We start from the raw sequence: 14209 nt of genomic DNA on the forward strand, positions 1-14209 counted from the left end.
TTGGGGAGGCTCGTTTTGATCAATCCAGGCACTAACATGCACGCCGACGAAATCGACACAGATTTGGATTCTGACCTAGATAACGAAAAAGAGGTGAAGAAATCGGCCTTCGACGTAGATGTCGATGAAGAACAGGAAACCGCTCTATTGGCGAGCCTGTCTGACAACCTTCTGATGGAAGGTGAAGAAGATGACCTGAACCTAGATGAAGTGGAAAACATCCTTGAGCTGCAAGACACGAACTTCCCGAAGTTCACTTTGGCTAAAAACAAGGCACGTTTCCTGAGAATGGTGAGCTGGTACCGTGGTAAAGAAGAGTGGATCGAAGTAGCTCCTCTTTCTGGCGTGACCAAACTGTTCAAGACGCAAACTAAAGAGCTGGAAGGCATCCGTTCTTCCAAATTGGATTATGAAATGGAACTTGAGACTGGAACTTTGACTCCATCTCAAAGATCTTACCGCCGTGATGAACTTAAAATGTGTAAAGTTCAGGAAAAAATGGCAGTTCACTTGATCTCCAAACTTCAAGTGAAAATCAAATCCGGCCGCCGCTAGTTCAGCACAACTGGCATAGCTGAATCACAAAAAAACACCATCAAAACCCAGCCCTCAAAAGCTGGGTTTTGTTTTTTCCTAAAAGGTACCTGCTTACTTTTGCAGAAGCACTGCAGCTTACGCGCAGCTTATGCAAAAGTAAGCAGGTACCTTTTTGCCTTTTGTCTGGTTTCTCAATTGGTGTGCAGCGCTCCTTTTTCATCTATGAATTTTGGTTTAGAGTTTAGGTCGTAGCTTTTACAGAAAGGTTCCGACTATGAAAAAGAACAACAAGTCCGAAAAGCACGCGAAGCCCTCTATCAACATTGGTATCCAGGAAAAAGACCGTCAGAAAATTGCTGATGGCCTGTCCCGTTTGTTGGCAGACTCTTACACTCTTTATTTGAAAACTCACAACTTCCACTGGAATGTCACCGGTCCTCAGTTCCAGACTTTGCATGTGATGTTCGAAGGGCAATACACCGAGCTGGCAACAGCCGTGGATCTGATTGCTGAACGCATCCGCTCTTTGGGTGTGGCCGCTCCGGGCACATACAAGGAATTCGCGAAACTGACCAGCATCGAAGAACCAGTGGGTGTTCCTTCCGCAACAGACATGATCAAACAGCTGGTGGAAGGGCAGGAGGCGGTTGTTCGCACGGCTCGTTCCATCTTCCCGTTGGTTGAAAAAGCTGGCGACGAAGTCAGTGCGGATTTGCTGACTCAAAGAATGCAGCTTCACGAAAAAACAGCGTGGATGCTTCGAAGCCTGCTGGAATAATTTTTTGGTTTCACAAACCTAAAAAGAAAAAGCCTCCGCGATGGAGGCTTTTTTTATCTGGATAGCTGTTGATCCAGCAGCTTGCGATAAATGCGCTGATTCTTTTTTAGAGCAGCCTCTACCATCTGATAGGTTTTCTCGTCGATGTCTTTGCGAAAGGCCACATGCAGATTCAAAGTGGTGTCTGGCACCACAAAGACCTGATACTGATCATCCACTCTCAGTTTGCGCAAAATGTATTCTCCGTTGGAGGCTGTTGGGATAAAGATGCCATCCAGTCTTTTGGCCCGAATCTTCTGCAGGTTGCGCTCGATCACATTTTCACCACTTAAAGGCTCGATCTTGATTCCGTGCTTTAGAAGCTCTGTCGGAGTGAAGGAATCCTTGGAGTGCCCCAGAGTGCGCCCGCGGAAGTCCTTGAGTGAGGTCGCCCGGGTCAGGGGGGAGTTGCGGGGAATGATAATCGCCGAAGATGTCGTGAATAAGGGTGTTTTGGAAAAGCGCATGTACTTTTCTCGTTCGGGTGAGGGCACCAGGAACAGGGCAACGTCCACCTTCTTGTTTTGCATGTCCCATAAGACGCGTGCAAACGGCGTGGCCACCCAGCGCACTTCGGTGTTAGGCAGTTTCACATAGTCTTTGAAGAACGTGATGCCCGGACCCTCGGGTTCTTCATTCAAAGTGAAAATGTGCGGAGGCAGGTCATAGACATTCACCCGCAACACTTCCCCAAAAGCGAAAGATCCCGAGAAAAACGTCAATATAAAGAGAGCAGATAGAAACTGTGGCATTCCAGAACGTCCTTAATAAACAGCCAGCATCAATATAACAAAGACAGTCCGAAGCGACGAGCAGATTGTGGAAGCTGAATTTGCCGATAAAACCGGCAAGAATTTGGGCATAAATTCGGAAAGGTCGGTCAAGCGGGATTTTTGGACCGACAAAAGTCCAGTGTTTTGGCCTGCTTAAAGTGTCTCAAAAAATATTTGCAACTGGCCCTAAATTCTCAGCGTGATACGCCGATAGGTACAAAGTGAGTCAAATAGGCTTTGTTAATGTTTCAAAAGGGGAGGACTAAATGTCACGTACAGTTATGATCGTGGTGAGCGATAGCCAGGAAACAATCGAAAACACAAAAAAGTACTGGGAGAACCACGATGTGACAGTTCAAGCATATTCATCTGCACAGTTCAGAGAAGGGCTTGATAACGCATTTTTCAGACAACAACTAGTAGCGGGTGTTCCGGCTTTGGCTTCAGGCACAAGCCCGATCAACTCTGACGTGGGTGGTGGTAACGTAATCCAGTTCCCAACGCCAACAGCTACTTCATCCAGCGTTCAGAAAATGGAAGAGCTTGAAGCTCACGCCATCGAAAACGCGATCGTGCAATACAAAGGCAACCTGACTGAAGCGGCAAAAGCTTTGGGTATCGGTCGCGCGACTTTGTATCGTAAAGTAAAGCAATACCACATTGATCCTTCTGCGGCTCGCAAGAAGAAAGTGGCTGCTTAATTCTTCCTTTTGAATTGAAAGACAGGGGCCGGATGAAGACACATCCGGTCTTTGTTTTTACTGGACCGAGATGACGCGGATCTTAGGAATTCTTCTGGCAGTCTCCTGCGCCTATGGGGCGTATCATTTCACTCTGCAGCGCGGATTCGTTAATCCGTATCCGGCAGTGTGTGATCTTGTCGCGGAAAGAATCTTTCTTGACGACAGCAAAATCAAAAACTGGAAAAAGACCTGCAGTCGGCGCAGCCGTCTGGTCACTCCGTATTCTCCGAAAAAACTGATCATCAAGGACATGAACAATGCCCTGGCGTTGCTGAAGGTGTCGCACCTCGAGGTTTATGATTCTTCCGAGGTCGCCAGTATCTGGCGCGGGGAAAGTCAGGAGACCGGCATCGAAAGCCGTTTTGTCGACGGGGAACTGGTCATTTATAAAATTCATCCTGATTCTCCGGCGCAAGAGGCGGGCTTGAAACCCGGTGATGTCATTCAAAGCATCAACGCCGAACAACCCAACCCCTGGGAAGCGCAGACGGAGCAGGGCTCCTACCTGATGCTTCGTCAGGACAGGGAATTTTCTGTCAAAATCAAACCTCGCTCCATCCAGCGGTCCGAGGATCTGAATCTTGAAATCAAATCCGCGCAAAACGCGGTGCTGGAAATCCCGTCCTTCCGTGCGGCTTTCTTTGAAGAAGAAAAACTCAAAACGCTGCAACAGCAGATCGCGCCATTGCGCAAGCTGGTGGTGGATTTGCGCGGAAACCCGGGCGGCAATTTCGTCGCGGGTCTGCGTTTTCTGTCGTTGTTCATGTGCAAGTCCGAGGAGGTCGGGCGCCTGGTAAAGCCCCGGGCCCCAGTGAAAGCTCCGGCCGAACTTCCTAATGATTTGCGGGATCAGGAACAACTGGCCGTGCTTGATAACAGCAGCGAGATTTTGTTGAAGACTTACGACAACCCTCAGTGCTTTAAAGGCGAGGTGCGGGTGCTCGTCGATGGGAAAAGCTCTTCTGTGGCTGAAATGGTCGCGCAGGCTTTGAAAGAGTTTAAAAAAGCGCCCCTGCTGGGAAGTCCCAGTCGCGGGCAGTTGCTGGTTGGTGTCTGGTATCCACTGGAAGAGGTGGGGCCGGGGGTGCAGATCTCCATCCCAGAGGCGATTTATCTCAGCCACAAGCAGCATCAAATCGAGGGACAGGGCGTGGATTTGGACCGGGTCCTGTACTACAGCCTCCCGGAAATGCAGGCGGGGATTGATTCTTGGGTGAAAAAGGCCCTCGACTAGAGTCCCGGATGTATGGCGTTTGTCGTCTCACAGTGAGATGATCATAATAATACGTCAAACATCTTTTGTACGTCTGTTCAGGCTCTGTGCAGCTAGAATGAATTGAAGTGGTTATTAAACGGCACGCCCTTCGCAGTGACAATATACAGCACTTGCGAAAGGGTAATAAATGAGGAACGCAAACGTGATCGAATTTCCTAAAGCACAATCAGTAAGAAAAAGACTGCAGGACAAAGCGCAGGAACAAAAAGCGGTTCTTGTTCTTTCCATCGCTTCGGTGCTTTTGATGACGGTGTTCCTGAATCAGTGGCTGGTGCGCGGCCCGGATCAAAACCTGGCTAATGGCGCCAACCGTGGGGTTGCGAGCTTTGAACCTTCCAGCTTCGCCAAAGATGTGAAGTGGGAACACGACCTGGCAAAAAGAATGGCGACAGAAAAATCTGCTATGGCGGCAAGTCTTGCGGAAGCTCCGACATTGCGTGATGAATTGGTGTTTGGTTATCTTGAAGGCAAATACGGCATGAAGCTGGCGCAAGGCCGTATTGAAAGCCTGGAGTTCATTGATGCCCAGGCGGGTGAACACCCGATGGCTATCGAAGACAAAGCCGGCTTCCTTAAAAAGTATTCCGAAGCTTTCGGCATGAACTATTCCGAAGTGTCTGTGGCGTCCAATGCTGCCGGGGAGCAGGTCTATAGTCTGATCGATTCCTCCAAGCAAATCATCGGTAAAGCCCAGTTCGTTACTGATGATCAAGGTCGTGTTCAGGCGATCAATTTCGCCCACTAATCTCTTTAGTGTTTCCTGTTTCAGGCCGATACGATCTGTATGGTATTTCCAGATCTGTCGGCTCCAGAAGTTAAGCCTCATCATCCAAAATCCAGTACAGTGCCGGTGGCCTTTGTGGCCGATCGTTTTATCGCACTGATACTGGATTTTTTGATTTTATCACCCATCGTCAGTCTGCTGGTTGCAGGCCTTGTTCGTCAGACCAAGACTTTCTTTTTGCTGAATGCGAACTCGGCGGAAGGTGTGGTGGCAGCGGGCCTTGTGGTGCTGGCCGTGGTCTTTATTGTGACATTCCTGCAGTCGGTGTTCTTGTATTTCTGGCAGGCGACGCCGGGTCAGATCTTTCTGCAACTGCGTGTGATTACGTATCCCGTGTATCAGCCGCGTTTGTCTTATGCTCAGTGTGTGATTCGTTCTTTGTCGTGGAGCTTCAGCTTCGTGCTGCTGGCGTTGCCGTTTATGGAAATCCTCAGTCATCCGCTGCGCCGGGCCTTCCCGGATCGTGCCGCCGATACACTGGTGATCACCCTTAAAAAAGTGCATGATGACGGACCTCATCCGCTGGAGTCGCGATTCATTAATTCCTGGATGCGCATGAGCTTGTTGTTCCTGCTGCTGTTCGGAGTGCTGGGTTACTTTAAGACCTATCACAGTCTGATGGCCGGGGAGTACCGTGAAAAAGGCGGCACACAAGTGGCGGCCTGCAAAGAAATGCGCGGCAGTGCGGATCTTGAAGGTGTAGCGCGCCTGGATGCGGCGTTGTCTTTGTATTTGTTGAATGAAATCTCTGGCGAGTGTCTGGATAAAGAAGCGGAAGTGGCGCTGTGGGGTGACCCGGTCAATGCCCAGCCGCTGGCTTATCTGGCCAAATATCTTTTGGCCGACGGCGAAGCCCAGGAACAATATTTAAGCAAAATCTGTGAGGATTCGTCTTCGTCCACGTGCGCGCTGGCGCGCTACATGGCAGAGGAGGGAAGCTTCGATGATCTGGAGCAGGCCGATGGTCGTCTGTGGACGACGAAGTTCCTGAAGTCTGAGGAGCTGTTTGCCTCCAACGACTTTGCCGGCAGTTTGAAAGCGATCGCTGAATTGCAAAAGAATCCGATTCTGCAGTCCGGTCTTGAAAAACGCTTCGTTCGTTCTGTGTGGGCTTTGCGGGATGCCGAGCTGGGCCCGCAAAGTGGCAATGGCGGTCGTATGCCGGCAAGTGCTGCCGAACAGGAAAGCTGGATTGACGATTTCAAAGAACGTTACGAGGTTCCATGATCATCCCGTGCCCGGAAGACTTTAAAGACTATTCCAAGTACCCGCTGACGATCACGCTGGCGGTGCTGAATGTCTTTATTTTTATTCTGATCTTCAGCGGGGTGAACTCGGGTCTGACCTCATCGCCGGTACTGCAAAAAGACGGACTGGTTCTGACGGGCCGGCTGTATTACCAGTATCTGCAAAACATTCCTGCCGAAATTTTGTATGAAAAGCCCCAGTGGGTGCATCAGATGAATTCGGTCAACGCCGAACAAATGGGGATTCTGGGGGCCTATGCGCTCAGGGACCGTCGCTTCCTGAGTGCCGCTGAAGCCGGGACTTATCGCGGTGATGAAGTGCAGATTGCCACTTGGAAAAAGAATATCGCTGAATTCCGCAAAAAATATCAGGAACAACTGCTGTATCGCTTCGGGCTGAGCTCGGGGGCGAAGGGGCCTCTTTCCTGGATGACGTATCAGTTCTCTCACTCCAACTGGATGCATTTGCTTTCCAATCTGGGCTTCCTGGTTTTACTGGGGGCGGCGGTGGAAGTGATGGCGGGAAGCTGGGTGCTTTTATTTGTCTATATGGCGGGAGGCATGGCCGGGGGGCTCGGCTTCCTGTTGTCTGATACCCATGGAGCCGTGCCGATGGTGGGGGCCAGTGCCTCGATCAGTGCCTTGCTCGCATTTTATTGTGTGGCTGAAACTCGAATGCGAGTGAAGTTTCTATATTTTGCATCGCCGATGCCAGGCCATTATGGCGCGATTTATTTGCCGACCCTGCTGATCATACCTTTGTTCCTGATCGTCGATCTGGCGAACCTGTGGGCGATTCCTGAAGGCCTTGGGGGTGGCGTTGCCTATGCGGCGCACTTGGGTGGCAGCGTGTTTGGCGCCATGCTGGGGCTTGTTTGTAAATTCTATATACCCGTTGACAGAAACGTTACCGGTGGGACACATTACCGCGCAGAGGCTGGAGATCACCCCCTACGTTGAAATGGCGGACCCGAATGAAGCTAATGAAGCTCATTAAGTCAGTGATTGTTCTTACATTGTTGTCTGTTGCTGGAGTTGCAAATGCAGCTTCCCAATCCCAAGCGGTCCCATACTATGGGGAAGAGTTCTATCGCGACCTTCGCGCCGGAGTTTCCGGAGAGACCCTTCAAAACCGAATCAAGTCTGTTCTGCAAAGTTATCATATTGCGGTAAAAGGCTCTTATGATCTTGTAGTGAAAAACTGCATGCAGGGGCAAGGTCACTGCTACCGCCACACGGCCATCGGCTATAAGGCAGCCAGAGTTTTCCTGATGGGGAACTACTACCTTGTTAAAGACGGCAATCAGTATGCGGTTCGTGACGTTTACTGCAATTCGGATCGTGGTCCGGAAGACTTCCGCAGCTCTCCGCCTTCTCCGGGAACTATTCCGAACAACACCGTGATCAACGTTGAGCACACCTGGCCACAAAGCCACTTCACTCGTCGTTTCCCGGATGATGTTCAGAAATCCGATTTGCATCACTTGTTCCCGACGGATTCTCAGTTGAATGCCATCCGCGGTAACCATCCGTTTGGTGAAGTCAGCAAAGATGTGATGGAGTTGAAATGCCCGGATTCCCGTTTCGGTATCGGCAGCGCCGGTTCTGACGAGGTGTTTGAGCCACCTCAAAACCACAAAGGGAATGTGGCTCGTGCGTTGTTCTATTTCTCCATGCGCTATGACCTTCCGATTGATCCACAGGAAGAAAACATTCTTCGCAAATGGAACCGCGAAGATCCGGTAGATCAGGACGAAATGAAACGTAATGTTGAGATCTTTAAAGCTCAGGGGAACAGAAATCCGTTCATTGATCACCCAGAACTAGCAGACCGCTTGTCTGACTTCTAAGGCGGTGGGTGAAAAAGGCCCATCTGACTGCGTTGTCGGGCGGCCTTCTCGCTCCGACGTGCTTGGAGCACGCCTGCGCTGCGAGGGCCTACTCCGCCTTGCATCTGAACCTTTTTGACCCACCTTGACTGGTGGGTTTTGTTTTTTGGGGCAGCATCGCTGCGCTCGCTTTTGGATTCAGGTTGCAATCGTAAACACAAAAGAGTTTTAGGAATTTTGAGTTTTGCTTAAGGACTTGGCAGAAAGGGTGGGTTTTTGTAGGCTCCGGGCATAATTCTTAAAAAATCTGTAATAAGTCGCTTGCAATCGAGTTTTTGTTATGCTGCAATCATTTTTACGGGAGGGGTGATACCAAGGAAGGTCTCGGGGAGCATGATGTTCTCACCTCTATTTTAATTAAATTAAGAAAGGCCACTGGAAACAGTGGCCTTTTTCTTTTTCTAGAATCGGGAAGCGCGAACCTGGTGCAGTATGTTGATTGAGGTGCCCGCACCCTTTGGAGTTCGGCAATAAAGTTTGTCTGTCGTTGTGAGCGCACAGAACATCGAGCTGGTGGTTCCGGAATAATTCGTGGCTTTGAGTTTTGCAAACGTCACACCGCCAGAAATCACTGTCGGTGGATTCAAGTAGTCACCCAGTTGCCAGAAGTGCACGGCGCCACCTGTGGTCAGAGCTATCAGTTCTCCATTGCCAACAGCGACTTCTTTGTAGCTGGTCGGACTGTTCACCACCACAGGGACATTGCTAAAGCCACCGCCCCAACATTCCAGATTAGTGCCGCTAATCCCGCAGGCAATCGAGTTGCCCAGCACCAGTTGACTGTAAGTGCGACCGCCATCGGTCAGGGTGCCAGTGGAGTTCGCAGTGCTGTTGTGTCCCAGCTTTCCGGCTGACCCCGTACCCCAGCACCGCACTTGAGAGTTTTCCAGAATGCCGCAGAAGCGGTCGTCACTCAGTTTAATGTCAGTATATTTATAGCCTGGATCCACGCTGATGGGGGTTGCGCTTGATCCAGTGCGCATGATTGCGCCGTATCCCCAGCAATACACTTCATTGTCCAAACTCAAGGCGCACGCGGCGGAGGTCGTACTTTGAATGAGGGGTTTGAACTTCACACTTGTGGCCACCAAAGTCGGGATCTGGTTTGTGATGGAAGTACATACAGGCGCGGAGCTCGAACCCCATCGGTACAAGCTGCCAGCGGTATTGATGGCATGCACGCAGTAGTTTTCAGCTGTCGCCAGGGCTTGAATAGCCAGGCCTCCTGTGTGTACCAGATCCAATTTAGTATTCGTCGTATCGGTGTCGCCCAAAAGCCCATTGGAATTCACCCCTGTGCAGTAGGAAGAATTCGCAAGACTCAGGCAGACCACGCCTCGCGACGAAATGACTTTGCCGCTGCTGAAGTCCACATTGGGCTGAGCTCGGAAGAGGGGATGACCCACCATGGAGCAGTAGCCTGCACCATCATTGCGGATGGCGCACACGCGGCCATAGGCCGTCGCGAAATCGCGATAGGATGAGTAAAGATCGACAGCTTCAAGTACTGGAGTCGCCGTCTTAGGGATATCACCATAGTTCGTGCCATCGCCGAAACAGTAAGGCATATCATCGTCCGACAGACCGCAAATGGATCCATCGTTGGTCTGAATGCTCTTCCAGGCGATGTTCGTATTCAGCAGGGTCGGCGTCGTATAAGTCCGGTCTGTTTGCGCGCTATTATAACCGCCTTTGATTCCGGTACCCCAGCATTTCAGTGCATTGGTTTCAGTGATTGCACACACATGATTGTCAGAACCGCTGATTTGCAGGTATTTCGTGGTTGAATTTACAATCGTCGGCGTCGGATTGTTGATCGTCGAGCCGTTGCCCAGTTGGTAAAGATTGTTGCGCCCCCAGCATTTGATTTGCTGAGTGTCGCGTGTGATGCCGCAGACATAGGTGTAAGAAGTCACGTCACTGTATTTCACCCCAGAGTCGACCTGGGTGAGAACGCCAAAGGAGGCTGTGCCATTGTTGGCGATTTGTTTATAGGTGTTATTGCCATAGCAGTACAGATCATCCGCCAGTGAAATCGCGCAAATCGTTGAAGACTGAGCCGCCACGACTTTTTTAAATTTCACGACGCCGTCATCGATATAGTAGGGCGTGACAGGGGACGCAGAAATGTCCCAGCAGCGAACTCGGTCGTCGGAGGTGATGCCACAGCCTGTGTAGTGTTTCAGACTGATCGATTTGTAAGTGATACCAGAGTCGACAACTGTGCCGCTGAGGCCGCCCACGCCACCGCAGTAGAGCTGATTGGCTTCACTCAGGGCGCAGAAATTCACTCGCGTTCCAGTGACCTGTTTAAAGTTTGTCCCCGCCTGGGTGATCGTGATTCCGGCAGTGGTCGCATTGGCCTCGCCCCAGACGCGGATTTTACCATCGTCAGCCAGGGCCAGGAAAGAAGGTTGGGTGTAGTCAGAACCGTGAGCGAAACTGAGGATTTTTTTGTAACTGTTGGTCGTGTTTTTAATGACGAATCTTTGTCGTGAGTTTATGCCAACGACAACGTTTGGCTGGTCAGTGTGGGTGATATAGACATCCAGATCCTTGTCGTTGGAATCCAGTGTGTTGTTCAGAGTATCAAAGGTGGTTTGTGCTGAAAGCTGACCTGCCGGAATCTCGATATAACCCAGTCCCAGATTATGATCGACCATGTAGACCGCATCTCCGGTGAGATTGTAGTAAACACGGACTGGAACCGTGGAAACTGCATCCAGAGTCACGTCCACCGTGATGGCGGTCTGACCTTCCGTAAACTTTTTACTGGAGGCGCTGAAGTTTACGGACTGTGGCAAAACTTTTTTCCAGGTGTGGGTGGTGGCAACGGCATAGTCCTGCCATAGACCATTGAGTCCGTTGAGTCCCACCACACAAAGCACCATATTATCGCCATCAGCATTGCTGATTTGACTGACGAAGATACCGGTGGCGGAACTGATCTCGGCGCTATAGCCCGAGGAATTCGAGCAGGCAACGTCTTTGCCGAACTTGTACTTAAAGGCACTGATGCCAACTCCGCTGACCGTGAAGGCATGGCTGGCCTCTGAGGATTTCCCAACGGGGGCCCCAAAGACGGTGGCTAGCGTTGGCTCAGTGGATAGTTTGGCGGTGAAGGCAAAAGAATCCTGCTGGGTCGAATTGAAAACAAGATTTCCGGCGACGTTAATGACGTCTTCGTTGTTGCCGGTCACGGTTTGAACGGACTGCCATTCCCCATTGGTACAAGTGACAGTGGCAGGATTTGGAGCCGTGATGTTGATAGTGGCGCTGTTCGGATAGCAGGTTCCGCGCATGGTGAAGGTCGGGCCCACATAACCATTGGCCACGGGGAATGTCGGGGTGACGTGGCGATGGATGGTGTAAGATCTTGTTGCTGAAGCTTGAGCCGTTCCTGCCAGTATCAGCTCAGCCGTGACGGTGATGGTGGTGTTGTTTGGGACACTTCCAAGCGCGAAGGACTTGGACCAGGTACTTTGCGCCGTACAAGTTGTTTCGCCCGTATAGGTCCCTGAGATTTTGACTGTGGCCCCACCGTCGCTGCAGGTTCCGCTTAGATCCACGGAATTGGTGATGTTTGCCACGGTGACTGGATCCATAATTGAGATTTCCGGCGGAACATAGGCAATGGATGCCGAAGCACATTCGGACTCGTTGCCGAAAACGTCGCGGAAACGGGCTTTTAAGGATATTGTTGAGTTGGTGGTCAGGGCCGTAAACTGGTTCAGAGCTGCGAGGGTTTTCCAGGTGCCTCCGGCGGTGCACGAAGAGTCTTCAGTCAGATAGTACTCTTTCATATAAGCGGGAACGTCAAAGGACACACGCAAATTTTTTGAACTAGTCTGAGTGGCGCCGTCATTAATAATGATTTCCTGGCGGATGGCGTCTTTGGGCATCCAATAAAGAACGAAGCCCTCTGCGCCGGTTTGAGCATCTGAGTTGAAATTGAATGTGAAAGACCCAGGCTCAGTGCTGGTGATTATTTGTAGTCCCGTTGGGAGTAACGTGCCTGAAATAGAATATAGTGTCAGACCATTTTGTCGGACGGATAAAATGTCCTTGTCGATCTCGGTGGATATATTGGCTGCCGGAACAATGTCCATGGCGGCGGTCGTGTTCACGGTAAAGGAGCAGTTTTCGTTGTTATTGTATCCGGGATTTTGTGAGTAAAGGCTGCTTCTTAGCAAGCCAAATATGGCATTAGAAGAACCACTCGAGCAAATATCATATGAAGTGAGCGTATCGATGATGGGAATACTGTCCGTGAAACACTGACTGACGACTCCCGTGGATGTTCGGAACTTAGCGGAAACGAAATAGTTGGCTGGAGTCGAGGATGGCAAATTCCAAGGATGGTCGCCAGTCGTACGGGTCTGCCAACTCTCTGCGCCCGTGCAGGTGTCGTTGTTAAACAGAGTGTATTCGCTGAACACTTGGGGGATATAGAATCGCAGAGTTACGGACTGATCCATCGCGAGTTTCATTTGCATGGGATTCAGCAAAATCCCCATAGCGCCGGAGTAGACTTCAATTTTCTTAACGGCCGAAAGATTTCCGGCAGCGTCTTTGGCCTGCAGGAACAGATATGACTTTCCGTCGGGGAAGGTCACGTTGCTTTTCAGATTTGTGTAAGGTTCAGCAGCAAAGGTAAACAGGTCCGTTGTCGAGACGAATGAGCGGAACGTACACTTGTCATTCAGATTCTGACAGTCCCAACTGATATAACCTTTATCATTCAGGATGATATCGGGCATCGCCAAAAGTTGTGGCGGGGTTGTATCTTTGTTCAGCGTGACAGTGGCGGACTTGACGTTTTTGCTGGCATCCTTCAACTCGGCTTGTTCAACGGTCAGATCAACTTCACCGTCCCCCAAAGAAGTCACATCAAGTTGGTATTGCCATAGGCCTGTTTCTGGGCAGGTGAGTGTTTCTTTTTCCACCGAGCCCAGCTTCAGGGTCACAGTACCTTCGGTGGCATCACAATGACCTTGAAGATTCAGTGTTGAAGTGCTCAGGTCCACATAATCTGTGGCCGGATCGGTGAGCAGTTTGAAGTCTTCTTTGGTCAGAGCCTGAATGACGGAATCCAAGGTACATCCCGTCAAAAGACAGGTCAGCAGAACAAGGAAACCCCTTGAGATCGCTTTAATTGGATTTGGTGGTAACGTACCGTAAGAGATCATGATTTCTTATCGGAAACCACAGACTTTTTTGTGAGTTTTCTTTCTCGAGAAGTGTTCGATTTTCTCCGCAGAAATTTCATCTTCAATTTATCGCATCTGGTAGCTCCCGGGTGGAGGTTCTTGTCTTGATCTGAGACAGGCTGGAGTTCTTGTGTAAATTAAAATTGATTTAAGGTGTTTGCGGCGTAGGCCGATAGCTGCGGTAACAGTCCGGCTTACAGCATTGAAGAAGACATCCGCTTTAAATAAAAAAAGCCGGCGTTGAGTGCCGGCTTTTTGTCTATTGTTCGAACTGTTTGAAAAAATCGGGATTATAGCTTTCCATCAGGGGAGTTTCGGGAGAAGGCATTTTGCCTTCGTTCATCCACTTTAGAACATTCTGAACAAGCAGAACATCCATGACATAAGCTTTGGTATTCAAAAGCGTACCACCAACACCCTTGCGGCCCCACGGTGGGAAAAAGACCGGGTAGCACTTCAGATTTTCGGTAACGGTTTTGGTGAACTCCGCGACGGTGATGTCGGGGACCGAAGCCGTGGCTGCAATCAGCAGAACCTGCTCCTGGTTCAGGGCTTCACAGTACAGTCGCTTGCCTTCTGCCGCCCGTTCTTTGTTGATAACGTTCAAAGAGCGCTGGGTCTGCTCAAGAAAATCAAAAATAAAACGGTCCGATGTCACGGCCTGAGCGGGGGCAGTCAGCATGAGAGCGATGGCGAAAAGCAGAAGGTGCTTCATATAAATCCTTAGTGGTGAGGGATTAAAAATCAATACCGCAAACAATGCAGGGGCCGGGCCAGCTCTATTAAATTTAGAATGGGATTGAGGTTGGGGGGCGTGAAGTCTTTGCCAGAAGGTGTTTAAAGAATGGGCGTTCCCTGGCTCGGCTAAAGGGAAAAAACAAAAAAGCCCCTGGGGTGACCAGGGGCTTTTGGGTGGTTTTCTTGAATTGAAGG

11 protein-coding genes are annotated in these 14209 nt (G+C 50.3%); 8 read left to right on the plus strand and 3 right to left on the minus strand.

Translation table 11 applies throughout. The annotated features are described in order from the left end of the window. Positions 1–15 precede the first annotated feature (15 nt). Positions 16–555, plus strand: a complete 540-nt coding sequence (locus ACZ520_RS05665) for a hypothetical protein (protein ID WP_232468645.1) — start codon at positions 16–18, stop codon at positions 553–555. A gap of 256 nt (positions 556–811) precedes the next feature. Next, on the plus strand, positions 812–1315 hold the full coding sequence (locus ACZ520_RS05670) for a Dps family protein (RefSeq protein WP_464127726.1): 504 nt from the start codon (positions 812–814) through the stop codon (positions 1313–1315). Positions 1316–1368: 53 nt separating this feature from the next. Here ACZ520_RS05670 and ACZ520_RS05675 read toward each other — a convergent pair whose 3' ends face one another. Continuing rightward, complete coding sequence (locus ACZ520_RS05675; protein WP_464127727.1) at positions 1369–2106, minus strand: substrate-binding periplasmic protein; 738 nt, start codon at positions 2104–2106, stop codon at positions 1369–1371. A 287-nt stretch (positions 2107–2393) separates the two neighbouring features. On the opposite strand from ACZ520_RS05675, the gene ACZ520_RS05680 reads away from it, so the two are divergent. The 6 genes from ACZ520_RS05680 (at position 2394) to ACZ520_RS05705 (ending at position 8027) form a co-directional block, all read left to right on the plus strand. Then, positions 2394–2828 carry a helix-turn-helix domain-containing protein gene (locus ACZ520_RS05680; RefSeq protein WP_011163743.1) on the plus strand — a complete coding sequence of 145 codons (435 nt, stop codon included), beginning with the start codon at positions 2394–2396 and terminating at the stop codon, positions 2826–2828. Between the two features lie 70 nt (positions 2829–2898). Continuing rightward, positions 2899–4104, plus strand: a complete 1206-nt coding sequence (locus ACZ520_RS05685) for a S41 family peptidase (RefSeq protein ID WP_464127728.1) — start codon at positions 2899–2901, stop codon at positions 4102–4104. Positions 4105–4273: 169 nt separating this feature from the next. After that, entirely contained in the window at positions 4274–4891 is a 618-nt protein-coding gene (locus ACZ520_RS05690) for a hypothetical protein (RefSeq protein ID WP_374028105.1), read from the plus strand. Between the two features lie 39 nt (positions 4892–4930). After that, a complete protein-coding gene (locus ACZ520_RS05695) occupies positions 4931–6157 on the plus strand; it encodes an RDD family protein (RefSeq protein WP_464127729.1) in 1227 nt (408 codons plus the stop codon). Further along, the gene (locus tag ACZ520_RS05700) at positions 6154–7137 is read left to right on the plus strand and encodes a rhomboid family intramembrane serine protease (RefSeq protein WP_464127730.1); all 984 of its coding nucleotides are present in this window, start codon (positions 6154–6156) and stop codon (positions 7135–7137) included. The genes ACZ520_RS05695 and ACZ520_RS05700 overlap by 4 nt, the downstream gene beginning before the upstream one ends. Before the next feature lie 23 nt (positions 7138–7160). Further along, positions 7161–8027 (plus strand): endonuclease I family protein, encoded by an 867-nt coding sequence (locus tag ACZ520_RS05705; RefSeq protein ID WP_416480956.1) that lies wholly within the window; start codon positions 7161–7163, stop codon positions 8025–8027. Between the two features lie 440 nt (positions 8028–8467). On the opposite strand, the gene ACZ520_RS05710 is transcribed toward ACZ520_RS05705, so the two are convergent. Both ACZ520_RS05710 and ACZ520_RS05715 read right to left on the minus strand, forming a co-directional pair. Next, entirely contained in the window at positions 8468–13162 is a 4695-nt protein-coding gene (locus ACZ520_RS05710; RefSeq protein WP_464127731.1) for a hypothetical protein, read from the minus strand. A gap of 373 nt (positions 13163–13535) precedes the next feature. Beyond that, positions 13536–13991, minus strand: a complete 456-nt coding sequence (locus ACZ520_RS05715; protein ID WP_464127732.1) for a hypothetical protein — start codon at positions 13989–13991, stop codon at positions 13536–13538. Between the last annotated feature and the right edge of the window lie 218 nt (positions 13992–14209).

Source organism: Bdellovibrio sp. BIS2 (assembly GCF_055398295.1).